Annotated in this window: 17 protein-coding genes; 3 read left to right on the top strand and 14 right to left on the bottom strand. The window is 70.2% G+C overall.

Features of this window, described 5'->3' with window-relative positions:
• Positions 1-204: 204 nt before the first annotated feature.
• From AB0L06_RS42590 to AB0L06_RS42575, 4 genes are all read right to left on the bottom strand, one after another.
• Positions 205-726 (bottom strand): hypothetical protein, encoded by a 522-nt coding sequence (locus tag AB0L06_RS42590; RefSeq protein WP_500237389.1) that lies wholly within the window; start codon positions 724-726, stop codon positions 205-207.
• A gap of 250 nt (positions 727-976) precedes the next feature.
• The gene (locus tag AB0L06_RS42585) at positions 977-1,534 is read right to left on the bottom strand and encodes a hypothetical protein (RefSeq protein WP_500237388.1); all 558 of its coding nucleotides are present in this window, start codon (positions 1,532-1,534) and stop codon (positions 977-979) included.
• A gap of 1,048 nt (positions 1,535-2,582) precedes the next feature.
• A complete protein-coding gene (locus tag AB0L06_RS42580; RefSeq protein ID WP_500237386.1) occupies positions 2,583-3,119 on the bottom strand; it encodes a dihydrofolate reductase family protein in 537 nt (178 codons plus the stop codon).
• A 342-nt stretch (positions 3,120-3,461) separates the two neighbouring features.
• Positions 3,462-3,773: an EthD family reductase gene (locus tag AB0L06_RS42575; RefSeq protein ID WP_500237384.1), complete on the bottom strand. Its 312-nt coding sequence runs from the start codon at positions 3,771-3,773 to the stop codon at positions 3,462-3,464.
• A gap of 265 nt (positions 3,774-4,038) precedes the next feature.
• Here AB0L06_RS42575 and AB0L06_RS42570 point away from each other — a divergent pair, with 265 nt between their 5' ends.
• From AB0L06_RS42570 to AB0L06_RS42560, 3 genes are all read left to right on the top strand, one after another.
• Entirely contained in the window at positions 4,039-4,335 is a 297-nt protein-coding gene (locus AB0L06_RS42570; RefSeq protein ID WP_500237382.1) for a winged helix-turn-helix transcriptional regulator, read from the top strand.
• A gap of 206 nt (positions 4,336-4,541) precedes the next feature.
• Complete coding sequence (locus tag AB0L06_RS42565) at positions 4,542-4,736, top strand: toxin C-terminal domain-containing protein (RefSeq protein ID WP_500237381.1); 195 nt, start codon at positions 4,542-4,544, stop codon at positions 4,734-4,736.
• 58 nt (positions 4,737-4,794) lie between these two features.
• Positions 4,795-5,691, top strand: a complete 897-nt coding sequence (locus tag AB0L06_RS42560) for a hypothetical protein (protein ID WP_500237379.1) — start codon at positions 4,795-4,797, stop codon at positions 5,689-5,691.
• 152 nt (positions 5,692-5,843) lie between these two features.
• On the opposite strand, the gene AB0L06_RS42555 is transcribed toward AB0L06_RS42560, so the two are convergent.
• From AB0L06_RS42555 to AB0L06_RS42510, 10 genes are all read right to left on the bottom strand, one after another.
• Complete coding sequence (locus AB0L06_RS42555; protein WP_500237377.1) at positions 5,844-6,821, bottom strand: hypothetical protein; 978 nt, start codon at positions 6,819-6,821, stop codon at positions 5,844-5,846.
• A gap of 627 nt (positions 6,822-7,448) precedes the next feature.
• Entirely contained in the window at positions 7,449-8,096 is a 648-nt protein-coding gene (locus AB0L06_RS42550) for a M15 family metallopeptidase (protein ID WP_500237376.1), read from the bottom strand.
• Positions 8,097-8,380: 284 nt separating this feature from the next.
• A complete protein-coding gene (locus tag AB0L06_RS42545; protein WP_500237374.1) occupies positions 8,381-9,472 on the bottom strand; it encodes a hypothetical protein in 1,092 nt (363 codons plus the stop codon).
• Positions 9,469-9,855, bottom strand: a complete 387-nt coding sequence (locus tag AB0L06_RS42540) for a hypothetical protein (protein ID WP_500237373.1) — start codon at positions 9,853-9,855, stop codon at positions 9,469-9,471. The genes AB0L06_RS42545 and AB0L06_RS42540 overlap by 4 nt, the downstream gene beginning before the upstream one ends.
• A 244-nt stretch (positions 9,856-10,099) precedes the next feature.
• Positions 10,100-11,929, bottom strand: a complete 1,830-nt coding sequence (gene iolD, locus AB0L06_RS42535) for a 3D-(3,5/4)-trihydroxycyclohexane-1,2-dione acylhydrolase (decyclizing) (RefSeq protein ID WP_500237372.1) — start codon at positions 11,927-11,929, stop codon at positions 10,100-10,102.
• Complete coding sequence (gene iolB, locus AB0L06_RS42530; protein ID WP_500237370.1) at positions 11,926-12,780, bottom strand: 5-deoxy-glucuronate isomerase; 855 nt, start codon at positions 12,778-12,780, stop codon at positions 11,926-11,928. The genes iolD and iolB overlap by 4 nt, the downstream gene beginning before the upstream one ends.
• 14 nt (positions 12,781-12,794) lie before the next feature.
• Complete coding sequence (locus tag AB0L06_RS42525) at positions 12,795-13,685, bottom strand: Cgl0159 family (beta/alpha)8-fold protein (protein ID WP_500237369.1); 891 nt, start codon at positions 13,683-13,685, stop codon at positions 12,795-12,797.
• On the bottom strand, positions 13,682-14,671 hold the full coding sequence (gene iolC, locus AB0L06_RS42520; protein ID WP_500237368.1) for a 5-dehydro-2-deoxygluconokinase: 990 nt from the start codon (positions 14,669-14,671) through the stop codon (positions 13,682-13,684). Before iolC ends, AB0L06_RS42525 begins: the two co-directional genes overlap by 4 nt.
• Positions 14,668-15,546: a TIM barrel protein gene (locus tag AB0L06_RS42515; RefSeq protein ID WP_500237366.1), complete on the bottom strand. Its 879-nt coding sequence runs from the start codon at positions 15,544-15,546 to the stop codon at positions 14,668-14,670. Before AB0L06_RS42515 ends, iolC begins: the two co-directional genes overlap by 4 nt.
• Positions 15,543-16,031, bottom strand: a complete 489-nt coding sequence (locus tag AB0L06_RS42510; RefSeq protein ID WP_500237365.1) for a Gfo/Idh/MocA family protein — start codon at positions 16,029-16,031, stop codon at positions 15,543-15,545. The genes AB0L06_RS42515 and AB0L06_RS42510 overlap by 4 nt, the downstream gene beginning before the upstream one ends.
• Positions 16,032-16,046: the final 15 nt, after the last annotated feature.

Here is a 16,046-nt window from a genome sequence, read left to right as displayed (position 1 = left end):
CCACGGCGCTGGCCGATCTCGAATTCCGAGGCCTCCTCAAACAATGACCCCACGAGCACCAGCCCGTTCCCGCCAGGACGTCTCGAGGCGGCCCCGACGGATCACGCGGACGTCCATGCGCACGCGCCGACCAAAGCCGAACGCCGACAACCGGCAGGCACCGGGCGCCGGCGGGCTCGTTCGTCATGGCCCTCCCCAGCCGTGCTACTGCGTGGAGTGACGTACCGGCCGGACGACAGAGGCCACGACGGCGACCGAGAGCGCGGCGTGGGTGAACGCTGCGAAGGCGAAGACCAGGGTGAGCCCGGGGGCGGCGAAGCTCGGAGCCGGGTGGCGGGAGTCCAGCATCACGCTGGGGAGCAGCCAGCCGAACATCGACACGGGCACCGCGGCCCCCACCATGATCGTGGCGCGGAGGCCCAGGTCTCTGGCAAGACCGGGGCGTTCCCGCCCCTGCTCCTCGGCGGAGTGCTCCCCGGACGATGCTCCGCCGGGCAGATCCTCCAACGGTTCCTGTTCGGCTTGTTCCTGCGCTTCCCGCATGCTCCGCAGGGCCGTCACCACTGCGAGGGGCAGGACGCCCGCGATGGTCAGCGTCCACAGGGCCGCGGTGGTCACGATCCACACCAGCACGGCGGTATGCAGCGGCTCCTGGGCACGGGCGCCAGGGCCGGCGGGCGCGGCCAGCAGCACCCAATCGACAGCGGCGAGAACGGCACCGTACATGAGCACAGTGGTCAGGCCGCCTGGCGGGTGCGTGACCCGGCGACCGAACAACCACCAGGCAGAGGAACCGGGCTGTTCACACGGGCTCGGCCGAACAGTACCGCTCACAGGGCTCAAAACTCCTCTACGTTGCTGCCTCACTGCCGAACGAAACCCAGGAGCACCCCCGCGCGCCGGTGGGGGGCGTTCAGCCCCCGTTGGGAGAGCGGTTCACGGGTGGGTGGTTCGGCTGGGGAGTCAGATGGGTGGGTCAGTCCTCGGCGACGCGCAGGACGGCCAATGCGCACTGGTTGCCCTGGCCGATCACGACGCGGTCGAAGGTCTGGGCGGTGCAGCAGCTCGAGAAGTTGCCGGTGACGTCTTCCTCGATGATGGTGCTCCACCAGCGCGCCTCGGAGCCCAAGGCCTGGAGGAGCTGGTCCATCACCCGACAGGCGTGGTCCAGCCCCCAGGGGCCATGGAAGCCGCCGTAGGCCGGGCAGATGGTCAACGTGGTCAGCAAGGCCGCCTCGGCATCGTTGGCGCTGACCGGACTCAGACGATTCACCAGACCCGCCGCGGCGACCGGAACATCATAAGTTTCGTGAGGCTTCAGAGTCCGGCGCTTCTCACGGTCGAACGGGACCAGCGGCCCGCCCGGGACGGCGGCGACCAGCTGCCCGAAAGCGACCAGCAACGCGAACAGGTGCTCCGACGGAGCCGACATCTGCCGGTCGACCCGCGCGAACGTCCACCACCGAGCCGAAACTTCACCACCCACCACCAGCGGAGCGAACAACGCCGCGACCTCATCCGCACCCACGTCCATGCCCCTCCATCGGCCTGCCCAACGGCTCGAGACTCGTCAGGCAACGCACACAAGCCCATCGGCGGCGAGCAACCAGCCCGAAAACCCTCAAGACGGCTCCACCGTAGGCCTCCGCGTCCTCCCAACACATCCCAAATCTCTTGCAGCCGAGCGGCACCGGCACGTCCGGACGGCCACCAGTTGATGCCTTCGGGGCCGCTGCCTCCTCTTGTCTGCGGGCCGCTGGGGGAGAGGCTGGGGGAGAGGCCGGGGCACCGCTTGACCGACGGTCTTCCGCGGCGACTCGACACCGCGCAGATTCCGGCCGTCCGAGGACTGCAACATCGATACCGACCGCCCGACGCGCCGAACCGGCCTGGTGCCGGGGGAGGACCGCGTCGGTCCGGGCTTTGCCGCATCGCTCGGCGCTCGGCGCTCGGCGCGTCGCACCGTGGTCTCCGTGGTGGTCCAATCGAAGGCGGGGCGCCTGCCACACGATCGGCTACTCCGCTCGGCCCGCGCCCGACCAGGGGAAGAGCCGCTCTCCGGTCCGCTTCCACTCTCGTACGTGGGCGACGACCGCGAGCGGAGGGGGCGGCCTCCGCGGCAGGCGACAATCTGGTCCGGGCTGGCCTGGCGCCCGCGGGCCTGCGGCGGCGTTTGCTTCGGCAGGAGGGGGTCCCTGGAACGTCGTCCGCTGGACGTGGTGAGTTTTGAGCGGGCGACGGATGTGTTTGCGAGTCCGGGCGGATTCGCCGCCGGGCGTGGGGGCGCCGGCGGGCGGTCAAGATGTCCTTCGGGGCTGAGCCCGGCCCGACGCAGCGCGAGGACTTGCGCGACCGGCGCCAGTCGCTCGGCGCGGCAGCAGTGCCGCAACCCGCCGTCCGCCAGGTTGCCTCGCACAGGACGCGGGCAGGGCGACGGCAAGCTAACTTGACATAATGTGCATTATCAACCATCTCCAAGATCACCAGAAGAGGGGGTGAAACGGACGTCAAGCCGCGCGCACGCGCGACGCGCCTCGGACGCCACAGACGCGATCCGCCGCGTGGTATCAGCGCGGCGAACGTCAGTGGACGACGCGCAGCAGCATGCTCGTCCCGAAGTCCGTCGTCGTCCGGATCGGCTCGAGGTGGAACGTCGGGCCGCCCGGATGCGAGAACAGCCTGACGCCGTCACCCAACAACACCGGAACGACGCTCACGAAGATCTCGTCCAGCAGACCCGCCTCGAGGCACTGCGCGGCGACCTGCGCGCCCAGCACGCCCACGTTCTTCGAACCGGCGGCCTCGCGCGCGGCCGCGACGGCGCGCTCCAGGTCGTCCACGAACGTCACGCCTGGCATCGGCGCCTCGGGGATCCTGTGCGTGAGGACGAACTGCGGGCCGGCCCAGCCTCCCCCGTAGGGTTCGCCCTCGTTCTCGGTGCCCTTGTACGGGTCGTCCCCGCCGAAGGTGCGGCGCCCCACCAACAGCGCGCCCGTCTCGTGCATCAACTCGTCGGCGGCCGGATCCGGCTTCAGGTGCTCCGCCATCCACCCCATATCGCCGCCCGGGCCCGCGATGAACCCGTCGAGCGACATCGCGCACTGATACTGCAGAGCCATGGCGTCCTCCCTGAGTGTCCGGAGCCGAGCAAGATGACCGCGCCGCGCGCCGAAACTCATCGCTGGGACGGTCATCCATGTCGTTCAGTCGGCGGGACGAGCCTCTGAGGCTCCCAGTCGCAAGATGCTGATCCTGCGCCACTCTCCCACCGACCGAACGACATGTTCCTGTCGAGCCTCGACGAGCCGTCGTCCGACGAATGTCGAGGCGCCACCAGAGCCCTCAGCTACACAGCGTGATGGGTGGCCACTCCACGGGCGCCCGGATCCGCCGAAGCGAGTGCGGGGACCGATTCCGCGAGCACGGCTCCCCGTGGATACGGCGGTGCCTCAGGGCCAGGCTCAGCAGGTGCCGTTCTGCACCGGAAAGTCGATGACGACCGCACCACCGGTGGCGTAGTTGACGACATCGGCAGCCGCCTGCCGGCCCTGCGGAGACGACCTCGCCGCGGTCAATGCCGCAGCGTCAGCGAACTCGGCCTCGAAGACCGCGAAGTACGGCGACTGCCCCTGCGTCGCCGCCACCTCGAAGCTGTAGTGCCACGCGAGCAGGCCAGGCATGCGCGTGACCAGTGGGAGGTGGGTGCTCACGTAGTAGTCGCGAAAGTGGTCGGGATCGGCGGGCTCGGGATACAGGACCATCAGCTTGTGCATAGCAATCTCCGTTCAGCGGTGAGCGACCACAACACCCGGAGATCTTGGGCCGTCGCCATGCCGGCACCGCCACCTTGATACCCGGTCGGTCGCACAACCCAGTAGCAATCGCCTCACGAAGCCCTCTCAAGGCGCTTCGAAAATCGAATCGATAGGGCACACGGTAGTGTGTCGGATATCGAAGCGGCAAGATGGGACGGTGCGACGGATGGCGGTACCGAGGCCGGGACGGGCGGTCCGAGGGTCGAACACCGGTCGGCCAGTGATGGCCGCCCTCGACCTCTTCGGCCGCAGGTGGAACCTGCGGATCGTCTGGGAACTGCAACACGGGCCGGTCGGGTTCCGTGCGTTGCAGGAGCGCTGCGACAACATGTCCTCCAGCGTGCTGCGGCAACGGCTGACCGAGCTGCTCGACGCCGCCCTCGTCGAGCAGCATCCGGACACCACCTACGCCCTCACCGAGCTGGGTCACGGCGCCCACCGCGCGCTGCGCCCGCTCTTCCGGTGGTCCACAGAGTGGGCCGCGACCTTCTCCGCCGACGGTTCCGAAGACGCCTGCTAGCTCTTCTGAGTCGTCCCGGGTCGTACTCGCCGGCGCGTGCCGGGCCGGTTTCGGGTCGATCGGCTCACGGCTTTGGGCTTGCGTCCCTTGGATCCCGGCATCGGCCCGCGCCTCGAGCGCGCTCCCCTGAATCACGCAAACGTCACAAAGAATCCCTAACCGGACAGAAGGGGGATTCTGTCCGGTTAGTCACACTTTGGCCATGAGTGCACGCCCGTGACCAGCGTGCGACGCAGGCGCGCCCTTGCTTCCGGGCCGTCATGCCTGAAGGGACCGAAGTCATCGCCGAGGACATGACCGGCCACAACGGCGGAGTCTTCAAGGGCGTCAAGAAGGCGAGCAGCCTGACGGGCACCGGAAAGATGCTCCGCGAGGGCACCTCGGAATCGGTGAGATTCTGAAGGGCGTCTTCAGTCTCGAACGAGTGGGTGACTAGTGATTCAGTATCTCATCGGGCACGTGGACGAGATCGCGTTCAGCGACCCGGCCAGCCCGTGCGATGAGGACGAGTTCTCCTTCGGCGACTACTTCGCGGCGGAGGACGCTTTGCTGAGCCTGGCCGAGTCGCTGCATACGGCGCTGGGGGCCGGGGAGATCCGGGTGGTCGGGCCGATCCTCGGGGTGCCGCTGCCCGGCTGGCTGTCGGAGTTCCGCAATAGCACGGTGGTCACCGGCGAGCAGGCGCTCCGCCTGCTCCGTTCCGCCCTGCGCGGCGTCCGGATCGGCTGCGACCTGTCCCTCACCGAGGACGGGTCGGCCCTGATCGGCATCGACTTCGACGGCCTGCTCCGGGTCGACCTGGACGAGCGGCACTCCTGCCTGCTGCTCGAACTCCTTCCGGACGGGCTGGAGATCGCTGTCGAGCAGCCCACTCCCCCGCACGACGACGGTCAGCGGAACATTGCCGACGACCGGTTCTGGCAGGCCCTCACCGACCTGCTGCCGAAGCACCCGGACGGCCTGCTTCTGATCGAGCGCTGGGCCGACGGGAGCTTCGGCGAGACCTGGCGCCTCGCCAACGCCAGGACGGTCGACCGGATCCGCGGCGCCGTCCGGGAACACTCCCTGCTCGTCGTCGCCGAACTCCCGGCCCTGGAAGAGATCGACCTCGCCGCGCGCTTCGACGACACCAGCGTCCGGGCCCTGGACGACCTCGACCTGCGCTACTTCCGGCCTGCCCCGGACAGCCCCGACCTGGGGATCGCACCGCTCACCGCCGCCGCGCTCGCGGCCGACCCGGACGCCTGGACCCGGCCCGTCCGGGTGGTCTCCTCCTGGACGGCCGCACCGCTGCTGGCCGCGGTCGTCCCCGACCGCGCGACCGGCGCCGTCACCGCGCACTGGCCGACCTGGTGACCTGCCGTCGGCCTCCGGGAGGGCGCGGCTCGCGGGGCCCTCACCTGTCGGTGTCGCTTCATCGCGCATGAGTCACAACGGCCACCTGCCCTGCGGTGGCCCTCAAGGTCGAGAGGGGGAACGAGCAGTGCCGTTCTGTGCGCCGCCCGGTGTCACTGCATGCTCAGCCCGTGCGGGTGGTCGAACGACGCCGGGCAGGTGAAGATCCACAAACTGTAGCCCCGGCCGATGACGACGCCGGTGGGCTCGCTGGCTGAGCGCTCTTCTGCGGCATCTTCCACCGGACGCCAACTGCCGCCGCCGTCCCACTCGCCGCTTGCGACCGTGAGCAGCAGTTCCATGTCCGTTCCGCAGTCGCAGATCATCGGGTAGGGGTCGGTGAGACTCCAGGAGGCATACCCGCCGACCTTCCAGCCGTCAGCGATCGACAGCTCGTACTGATACTCGTATCCGCTCGCCTTCTCCCACTCCCCCAGCCTCCGGCGCAGGTCGTCCGGTAGGAAATCGGCGTAGGGGTACTCGACCACCTGCTCGGGAAACAAGACGCACTGCTCCGGCAGGTAGGTGCCGTACTCCATCACCTCGGGCTCGGGCTGGAGTTCGAGCACGTCCACCACGTCGGACGCCCGCCGCCACCGCAGCACCGGCGAGGGGCAGTAGAGATCGCCATGGTCGAACGGGCACCACAGCACCTGAAGCAGATCCATTCCCGGCGGCGCCACCAAATCGGGAACGTCGCGGCAGAACAACTGAGCGATCGGCAGCATCGTGATCGGCTGGTCCGGGCGCGCAGGAGACGCTGCGGCCTTCATGCGGTCCAGCTGCGCCCGCTCCCCCGCGGTGATCGCAAACCCCTCGCCGACCGGTGTGCGGCCCCATGCATCTCCCAGGATGCGGCGCCACTCCCGAACGTCCTGCGTCCGTTCCAGCTCTCCGTACATCTCGTGGTCCTCGTCGCAGACCGGCCAGGGCTCGTCTGCCGGCCACAGGAGAGGGCCACCGACCGAACTGTCCTGCACACCCGGCGCGCCCGGCCGGGGATGCAGGCGCGTCGCCGTTCGGGCCAGGGATGCGAATTCGGGGAAAACGGCCGTCATGTCGGCCGGGCGCGGTGGAGTCGTACGAGTCATGGCCGCAGATCATACGGTCGCCGTCCGACACCCCTCATCGCCCTGTCAGCCGGTCTGCGCGGAAGGAGACGGGGCGCCTGGACGCCCGGTCGACCGTCCAGGCGGCCGGTCGAGTCAGCGGGGACACGTTCCTCGATACTGGTATCTGCGGCCAGGGAGAGAAGGTGTCGGGGGCTTCACCGACGACAGTGGGGGCCTGGAGCTGTATGCGGCCGAGGTGTCCGGTGCTGGGCCGGCCGGGACGGTCATCGCCTTCGAGGTAGGAACCTTTCACCGAGGCACCCGGCTGGTCGCGCCCCGCGGTGCTCGCTACAGCATGCAGTTGGGGTTTCGGCCTCAGGCCTGCACTGGGGGCAGCGGTCAGCATGGGCTGCGCGGGGCTTCGAGCAGTCCTGGGTTGGCTTCGTCCACCGGGTCACGGCACGACAGCTCCAAGCCTTCGGATTCCCGCCGGCCGGGCATCCCTATTGGACGCTCGAGACTCTGGCCGGCATGGCGCTTCGGTGCCCCGAACTCGACTTCACGCCGTGGTCTTCGGCGGATTCCGCTCCATGGCAGCACGTTCACCAGGGCGCGGGGCGGTTGCTTCCGATGTCCAGGTGGGGGCGTTGCCTGGGAGTCTTCCGCTCACCCGGCCGCGCTCCGGTTCTCTCGCTTGTCCCCCGCTGCCATCGACACGGGCATCGGGGGCCGGGGTGTGACATCAGTAGGGGCTGGCTGTTGTGGCGTGGTCGGGCCGTATCGGGGCGGTTGGCCGGTGAGGGCCGACCAGAGGCGGGTGCCGAACTCGAAGTGCCACCATTCCTCTGCGAGCACCACGAATTCCTGAGCCCGGAGGGTGTTGTAGAGCAGGCGTCTCAGGGTGCGTTCTGGTCCGGGCAGGTGTTCGAAGGCCGTGGTCGTGGTCAGAGGGGTGAACTCGTCGAACGCGGTGCCCAATGCCAGTGGTGACCCCTGCCAGGTCAGTGTGAGGTCGACGGTTCCTCCGGTGAGGTGGGGCGGAGGTTGCGCGGGGTCGTCTGAGGGCGGGGCGACTGGGAGTTCCGCACCGGGTGCCGGGTCGGGGGCGATCGCGTCGAACAGTTCACGTTGGAGCGCCAGGGGTCGCCAACCGTCGAAGACGGCCAGGCCGAACCCAGGTGGAAGGGCGGTGGCCGCTCGGTGCAGGCGCCGGATCACCTCGATCCTGAGCCACTGATGCTCGACCGCGTGCCGCCATCCGGCTTTGGCGTAGCTGTGCAGGACGGCGATGTCGGCATCGTCGATCCGGGCCATTGGCTCGTCCTGCTCGGCCGCCGGTGCCGCACGCCGCAGGAGGGCCGACTCGGGTGTCAGTGCGGGGATGGGCGTGTCCGCGAGAGGGAGCCTCGGGGGCAGGTTCTGTTCAGCCAGTGTGAGCAGTTGTTCATCCTTTCGATGGAACTGACGCGTTCGAGGCTAGCGAAGTCGGAGGGGTGCGGTTCGAACGCGGTGACCGCGTCGGTGGCGTGCTGGGGTCGGCTGGATCGGACGGCCCTGGTGGGTGTGGGTGAGTCGAGTTCGCGTGGGCTGACAGGCCATTACGCCGTGGAGCGCGTGGGGTTCTTGAGGAGGCCGTGGGCTGGCATTGTGGGCGCGGACCAGCGCTGGACGGTGTCCCAGCCCGTGGTCAGCCAGGTTCCGTCACCAAGGACCTTGACGTTTTCGGCCTCCCGCCCCGGATAGGCGATCCGGCCGTGCACGACGCGGGTCGCAGGGTCGGCCAGCCAGTGGCTCTCCTGTTGCCAACGGTCACCGACCATTAGTGTCCTGGCTTCGTCGTAGTCGTCGTACAGGTGCACCAGTGCGGTTCCGGCGTCGACGTAGCCGCCGGAGAACTGCAGGTAGGGCCGGTTGTGGACGTCGCAGTCGCCGGTGCCCGGCTTGGGGAAGTCCTTCAGGCTCAGCTCGGCGATCACCTCGTGCTCGGGATGCAGCCGGTGCCAGCGGACGTGGCGACGGTCGTCGTCGACCTCCATGCCCTCCTCGCCGGACGGGCTGACGTCGACCAACCCGGGTACCCCGGAACGGGGCAGGGGCAGGGGATCGCCGAGAAGGACCTGGTCATCGACCAGGACGGCCTCGTAGTGCGTCGCCTTCTCCCCCACGACGCTCACCGAGACGAGTTCGTCGCCCTCCGTCCAGCCCAGCTGGACGTGCCGCTCGTACCCGCCGCAGGGGAGAATGCTCCGGGCCAGCACCGTGCCCGTGGCGTCGAGGGTGAGGAAGAGCGTCTCATTTGCGACGCCCGAGGGTAGCCGCAGCCAGATCCGTGAGCCGTCGGCTGACAGGGTCACGTCGCCCCACCGGTAGGCGTCCCAGCCTCCGTATCCCTGTTCCCAGATCCGTGTGCCGTCCCGCGCGACCGCTTGGTAGGACTGCTCGCCCATGAACACGGCGTATGACAGGTCGGGGGCGATCCAGTGCTCCGTGTATTGCCAGCGCCCGGAAGGCCGTGGGTAGGACGCGAGTAGTTCCGCCTCGTTCCCGAGTTCGTACAGCCGAAGCCACTCTGGGTCGCCGGCCAGCACGCGGGGGCGTGGCCCGTTCAGGTCGAACGCGCCGCTTCCGGTCCAGATGTGCGCCGCGCCCGGGATCTGATATTCGGCGGTCAGGAGAGGGGTGATCGTCACCGGTCGACCATAGAGGCATGGCCCAGCGCAAGATGCACAAAAGGGCGCCCCCTGCGTACACATGCAGCCCACCGGCTCAGCGGGGAAGGATCCTCCGGCGTCGCCATCGGCATGGCGGGCGTCACCGGATATGGGTGCCCGTTCCGCCGATCACGGTGGAACGTCGCTCCCCGCGGCGTGGCGATGCGGCCGCCGATCCGGGTCTGCTCGACCCGCGCCGGCGGGACGGTGGTGATCGCGCCGGTTGCGATGACGCGGTCGTACGGGGCGGCGTCGGGGTACCCATCGTCGTCGGCGACCCAGATCGTTTCCGGGACGAACGCATCGCGGGGTACCGCGGCAAGCGCGGCGGCGTTCCGCTGTGCCGTCAGGTTCGCGCTCACGGCACGCTTCCTGTCCCCCGGCATTGGGGGCACGGCTGGTCTTCGCTCGTGCCGTCGTTGCTGATCGTGATCGGGCCCTTGCCGTGGCAATTGGTGCACGTTTGCGGAGCGGAGTGCTCACCCATAGTGAGATGACTATCCGACGCCGTGCACGGCGTCAACAGCCGCAGGTGGGGCCCTGAACCCGAAGGTTCGGGGCCCCACCTGCGGCTCAGTGTGTGGCGCGAGCGGAGATGCGCCTGGATCAGATCAGAGGGCGCTGTGCCTTGCGGTTCTCCTCGTAGCGGGCGCGGGCCTGGGTCGTGGATTCCAGGCGGGAGATTTCGGCGACCGGGACGTCCCACCAGGCTTCGCTGTCCGGTGCGCCGGTGGAGGTGTCGGTTTCGACGTGGACGACCGTCGTGTGGGCGCTGTCGCGGGCCTGGATCAGGGCCGCGCGGAACTCCTCGGCGGTCTTCGCGCGCAGGACGTCGGCGCCGAGGGCGGCGGCGTTCGCGGCCAGGTCGCCGGGCAGCTCGAACTGCGTGCCGAGCCGCTGGGAGCCAACCGATTCCGACAGGTTGCCGATGGAGGCGAAGCCGTGGTTCTGCACCAGGACGACGACCAGCTTGATCTGGTCGGCGACGGCGGTGACGAGTTCCTGGGCCATCATCAGGTACGAGCCGTCGCCGACCATGACGAAGACCTCGCGGTCGGGCGCCGCGAGTTTCACCCCGAGGCCTCCGGCGATCTCGTAGCCCATGCAGGAGTAGCCGTACTCCACGTGGTAGCCCTTGGGGTCGCGCGTGCGCCACAGTTTGTGGAGGTCCCCCGGCATGGATCCGGCGGCGCACACCACGACGTCGCGCGGGCCGCTGATCTCGTTGACGATGCCGATGATCTCCGGCTGGGTGGGGAGCGGCCCGTCGGTGGGTGCGTAGGCCCGGTCGACCGCCTCGTTCCAGTGGGCGGCGCGTTCGGTGATCTCGTCACGGTAGGACGCGGTGACCGTGTGCCCGGTCATCGCCGTGCGGAGGGCCGTCAGGCCGGTGCGTGCGTCGGCGGTCAGTGGGAGGCCCGCGTGTTTGGCGGCGTCGGGCGCCGCGACGTTGAGGTTGATGAAGCGGACGCCTGGACGGGCGAACACGCTGCGGGAGGCGGTGGTGAAGTCGCTGTAGCGTGTGCCGATGCCCAGGACGACGTCGGCCTCGCGGGCCAGGGCGTTGGCGGCGGTGGTGCCGGTCGCGCCGATCGCGCCGACTGAGCTCGGGTGGTCCCAGGTCAGCGCGCCCTTGCCCGCCTGGGTTTCGGCCACCGGGATGCCGGTGGTCTCGGCGAACGCCCGCAGCTCGTCGGTCGCGCGTGAGTAGATGGCGCCGCCGCCGGCCACGATGAGGGGACGCTCGGCGTTGCGCAGCAGCGCGGCGGCCTCCTCGATGAGGGCGGGTTCGGGGACGGGGCGGGCGACCCTCCAGGTCCGCTCGGCGAACAGCTCGGCCGGCCAGTCGTGCGCCTCGGCCTGGACGTCCTGCGGGAGGGCGAGGGTGACCGCGCCGGTCTCGGCGGGGTCGGTCAGCACGCGCATGGCGGCGAGCAGTGCGCTCGGGAGTTGTTCGGGCCGGTTGATGCGGTCCCAGAAGCGTGAGACGGGCTTGAAGCAGTCGTTGACCGAGACGTCGTAGGAGCGTGGGTCCTCGAGTTCTTGGAGGACGGGGTTGGCTACCCGGGTGGCGAAGACGTCGCCTGGTAGGAGCAGCACGGGGATGCGGTTGATGGTCGCGAGGGCGGCGCCGGTGACCATGTTGGTGGCGCCCGGTCCGACCGAGGTCGTGCAGGCGAACGCGCGGAGCCGGTCGTGGGTGCGGGCGTAGCCGACCGCCGCGTGCACCATGGCCTGTTCGTTGCGTGCGGCCCGGTAGGGCAGTTCGTCGCCGTATTCCAGGAGGGCCTGTCCGAGGCCCGCCACGTTGCCGTGGCCGAAGATGCCGAAGCAGCCGGCGAAGAATTGCTGCCGTTCGCCGTCGCGTTCGGTCCATTGGTTGGCCAGGAAGCGGACGATCGCCTGTCCGACGGTCAGCCGTACGGTTTCGGTCATCGCTCCCCCTCGGGGTCGGCGGCCGAGCTCATCGGCAGCCTCGGGTCGGTCGGCTGGTCCGTCCAGGTGTCGCGGATCCAGGTGTGCGCCGGGTCGTCGCAGATCTTCCAGGCGCGTTCGCCGCCCGGTCCCGCCATCACGTTCAGGTAGTAGAGGTCGTGGCCGGGCGCGGCCATCGAGGGGCCGTGCCAGCCGTGCGGGATCAGGACGACGTCGCCGGTGCGGACTTCTTCGAGCATGTCGGTGGTGCCGTAGACCCGCTGGTAGCCCATGCCCGGTCCGCCGTGCGGGTTGTCGGCGACCTCGAAGTAGTAGATCTCTTCCAGGACCGATTCGTTCTCGGTGTGCTCGTCGTGCTTGTGCGGCGGGTAGGACGACCAGTTGCCGCCCGGTGTGAGCACCTCGCACGCGATCAGTTTGTCGGCCTCGAACGCCCCGGGGGTGCAGAAGTTGTTCACCTGGCGGCTCATCTGCCCGGCGCCGCGCAGTTCCACCGGCACCTTCCCGGCGGGTCCGTAGCGGGGTGTGAGCCGCCGTTCGCAGCGTGCGGCGGGCAGTGCGAACCGGCCGCCTTCCTTGGACCACAGGACGATCGAGGCGTCGCGCGGCGCGTAGGCGAAGTCGGTGACGCGGGAGAAGACGTCGGGGCGGCCCTGGAGTTCGAACGTCACGGCGATCTCGTCGGCGGGGACGCCGATCGTCGCGACGCAGGATCCGGTGAGTGGGAGGACGAGGGTCTCCGAGTCCCCGGTCTCCAGGGTGAGCTCCTCCCCCGCGTCGAGTGTGACCACGCGCAGGCCTGAGTACGCCCAGCCGGCGCTCTGCGGTGTGACCTCCATGTTGACCTCCATGGACACCTCTCCGTTCACAGCAGTTCCACCGCGGCGTCGACGGCGCCCGCGACGTCGTCGTCGGGCGGGTACAGCATGGACCGGCCGACGACCAGGCCGCGGACGGTGGGCAGGTCGAGGGCCGCCTTCCAGGCCGCCAGTGTGGCCTCGGGGTCGTCGGGCACCTCGCCGCCGAGGATCAGGGCGGGCAGTGTCGAGGACTCCATGACCTCGTCCATGCGGTCGACGACGGGCACCTTCAGCCAGGTGTGGGCGGAGGTGGCGCCGAGTCCGGACGCGATCGAGATGACCTTGGTCATCGCCTCGGGGGTGAGCACGTTCGTGATCTTCCCGCCGTCGCGGCGGGTGGACAGGAACGGCTCCACCATCGCCGGGAGTCCCTGTTCGGCGAGTTCGGTGACGGCGCCGGCGCAGTTCTCCAGTGTCGAGGCGGTCGCCGGGTCGTCGAGGTCGACGCGCAGGAGCATCTTTCCGCCGTCCAGGCCCGCGGCGTTGATCGCGGACGCGGTGTAGGCGGTGAAGCGGTCGTCGATCTCGAACGACGCCCCGGCCAGGCCGCCCCGGTTCATCGACCCGATCGCGTACTTGCCGTCCAGTTCCCCCAGCAGGAGGAGCTCTTCCATGATGTCCGGGGTGGCCAGGAGGCCGTGCACGCCCGGCCGGGCGAGGCCGACGCAGATCCGCTCCAGGAGGTCGCGGCGGTTGCCCATGGCCTGCGGGTCGGTTCCGGCGCGCAGCGCCCCGCGCGCCGGATGGTCGGCCGCGATGATCATCAGTTTGCCCGCGGCGCCGAGCGGGGCGGCGGGGCGCGCGCGGCGGGCGGCGGCCTCGGCGATCGCGCCGGGCCGGGCGGCCCGGGTCTCGATCAGCTCCGCGTGGCGTTCGGCGAACGTGCGGGTGTTCAAACCGTGCTCTCCTTGTCGTCGGTTGCGGCGGCGGTTTCGGTGAGCAGGCGTTCGACCTCGCCGGAGTCGGGCATCGCGTCCGCGCAGGCGAGCCGTGACGCGACGATCGCCCCGGCGGCCCCGGCGAAGCGGACGATCCGTTCGAGGTCCCAGCCGTGCAGGAGGCCGTGGCAGACGGCACCGCCGAAGGCGTCGCCGGCGCCGAGGCCGTTCACCACGTCCACCGGTGTCGGTGGGACCTCGACGAACCCGTCCGCTGATGCGGCGAGCGTGCCGCGGGGGCCCTGCTTGACGATCGCGATGGACACGCCGCGGTCGAGCAGGGCGCGGGCGGCGGCGTGGGGTTCGCGTTCACCGACCGCGACCTCGCACTCCTCCAGGTTGCCGACGGCCACGGTCGTGTGTTCCAGCGCGCGGGCGATCAGGTCCTTGGCCGTGTCGGGTGACTCCCAGAACATCGGCCGCCAGTCCAGGTCCAGGACGGTCGTCCCGGGGTGCGCGGCGAGCGCGGTCAGCGTCGCCTCGCGGCTCGGCTGCTGGGACAGGCCGGTCACCGTCGCCCAGAAGATCCGGGCGGCGGCGATGGCGTCCAGGTCGAGCTCGTCCGGGTGGATCTCCAGGTCGGGCGCCTTGGGGTGCCGGTAGAAGTACAGCGGGAAGTCGTCGGGCGGGAAGATCTCGCAGAACGCCAGGGGCGTCGGCAGGCCGGCGACGTCGGTGACGAACCGGTCGTCGACCCCGTACTCCTGGAGTTTGCGGTGGATGAACCGGCCGAACGGGTCCGCGCCGGTCCGGGTGATGACGGCGGCGCGGTTGCCGTGGCGGGCCGCCGCGACCGCGACGTTGGTGGGGCTGCCGCCGAGGAACTTGCCGAACGACTCGACGTCCTCGAGCCGGGTGCCGGTCTGGAGCGGGTAGAGGTCCACGCTGACCCGGCCCATGGTGATGAGGTCGAAGGCCACGTCGGGGGTCACGTCGGGGGTCATGGTGTCCTCCCGAGGAAGGCCAGGCTCGTGCGCACGTCGCGGCGCGGGCCCGCGTCCGGTGCGGGCTCGGACTTCAGGATGGTGTCCTGCTCGAGGACGTACCAGCCCTTGTATCCGGCGCCTTCGAGGGAGCCGATGATGCCGGCGATGTCGATGTCGCCCTGGCCGAGCGGACGGTAGATGCCGTCGCGGACCGCGTCGGTGTAGGTCGCGTGTCCCGCCGTGACGTTCTCGGCCATTGCGGCGTCGACGTCCTTGAGGTGCACGTGGGAGACCCGGGCGGCGGCCGAGCGGGCCAGTTCCAGCGGGTCGGTGCCGCCGATCAGCAGGTGCCCGGTGTCCAGGCAGAGCGGGATGTTCGATCCCGCGAGCACCCGGTCGACCTCCTCGCGCCGCTCGACGACCGTGCCGACGTGCGGGTGCAGGGTCGCCCGGTGGCCGCGCTCGGCGGCGTGGACCGCGGCGCGGTCGAGGTTGTGGAGCAGGGTCTTCCAGTTCTCGGCGTTCAGAACGGGCCGCTCGTCGTAGCCGTCCAGCCCGGTGACGGCGGCCAGAACCGCGGTGGCGCCCGGGTCGCCGAACGAGTCGAGCGCGCGCGCCAGTTCCGGCATCGGGTCATGGCCCGGGTCGTGCAGGACGAGGGGGACGAACCCGCCGACGGGCGCCAAGCCGTAGGAGGCCAGCAGCGCCGACCGGTCGCGCGGGTCGGCGGGCAGGAAGCCGTCCGGGCCGAACTCGGTCGCGCTGATCCCGAGGTCGCGCATCTCGGCCAGCACGCGCTCGGGCTCCATCTGGTGGCCCCAGCCGGGAACCTCGCAGACGCCCCACGAGATGGGGGCGGCGGCGACACGTCCGGCCGCGATCTCGATGCTCATCGGCGTACCTCCTCGATCGTGACGGTGCGTCGTTCGCGGCGGGAGACCTCGCAGGCCTCGGCCACGTAGAACGCCTCCAGGCTCTCCTCGGGCGGGCACGGGCTCGCGGTGCCGCCGCCGGCGACCAGGCCGGTGAAGGCGCGCAGCTCGGCCGCGTACGCCTCGGCGAACCGTTCGAGGAACCCGCCGTGCGCCGGGCCCGCGGGGTGGTAGCCGTTGCCGGCCGGGGACAGCGGGGTCCGGTCGTCCAGCCCGGCGACGACGCCGCCGAGTGAGCCGAGCACCTCCAGCCGCACGTCGTAGCCGGCCGCGTTGTACCGGGACGCGGAGACCACGGCGATCGTGCCGTCGTCGAGGGTGAGCATCGCCGAGCCGGTGTCGACGTCGCCGGCCTCGGCGAACGCTCCCGGCCCGTGGTTGGCGCCGGGGGGGGGGGGCGCGGGGGGGGGGGGGGGGGGGGGGGGCCCCCCACGCCGCCATAACATTGAGGAACCAAAGCC

Origin of the sequence: Spirillospora sp. NPDC052269 (assembly GCF_040679435.1) — a bacterium.
Classification (GTDB): domain Bacteria; phylum Actinomycetota; class Actinomycetes; order Streptosporangiales; family Streptosporangiaceae; genus Spirillospora.
Note: the sequence above shows the minus strand (reverse complement) of the source record. Positions and strands in the feature narration are given on the sequence as shown.

What these genes read in the sequence shown, in the direction of transcription:
- AB0L06_RS42590 (WP_500237389.1), bottom strand. Translation starts at nt 726, where the DNA reads ATGTACGGTGCCGTTCTCGCCGCTGTCGATTGGGTGCTGCTGGCCGCG.
- AB0L06_RS42585 (WP_500237388.1), bottom strand. Translation starts at nt 1,534, where the DNA reads ATGGACGTGGGTGCGGATGAGGTCGCGGCGTTGTTCGCTCCGCTGGTG.
- AB0L06_RS42580 (WP_500237386.1), bottom strand. Translation starts at nt 3,119, where the DNA reads ATGGCTCTGCAGTATCAGTGCGCGATGTCGCTCGACGGGTTCATCGCG.
- AB0L06_RS42575 (WP_500237384.1), bottom strand. Translation starts at nt 3,773, where the DNA reads ATGCACAAGCTGATGGTCCTGTATCCCGAGCCCGCCGATCCCGACCAC.
- AB0L06_RS42570 (WP_500237382.1), top strand. Translation starts at nt 4,039, where the DNA reads ATGGCCGCCCTCGACCTCTTCGGCCGCAGGTGGAACCTGCGGATCGTC.
- AB0L06_RS42555 (WP_500237377.1), bottom strand. Translation starts at nt 6,821, where the DNA reads ATGACTCGTACGACTCCACCGCGCCCGGCCGACATGACGGCCGTTTTC.
- AB0L06_RS42550 (WP_500237376.1), bottom strand. Translation starts at nt 8,096, where the DNA reads ATGGCCCGGATCGACGATGCCGACATCGCCGTCCTGCACAGCTACGCC.
- iolD (WP_500237372.1), bottom strand. Translation starts at nt 11,929, where the DNA reads ATGACCGAAACCGTACGGCTGACCGTCGGACAGGCGATCGTCCGCTTC.
- iolB (WP_500237370.1), bottom strand. Translation starts at nt 12,780, where the DNA reads ATGGAGGTCAACATGGAGGTCACACCGCAGAGCGCCGGCTGGGCGTAC.
- iolC (WP_500237368.1), bottom strand. Translation starts at nt 14,671, where the DNA reads ATGACCCCCGACGTGACCCCCGACGTGGCCTTCGACCTCATCACCATG.
- AB0L06_RS42515 (WP_500237366.1), bottom strand. Translation starts at nt 15,546, where the DNA reads ATGAGCATCGAGATCGCGGCCGGACGTGTCGCCGCCGCCCCCATCTCG.
- AB0L06_RS42510 (WP_500237365.1), bottom strand. Translation starts at nt 16,031, where the DNA reads ATGTTATGGCGGCGTGGGGGGCCCCCCCCCCCCCCCCCCCCCCCCGCG.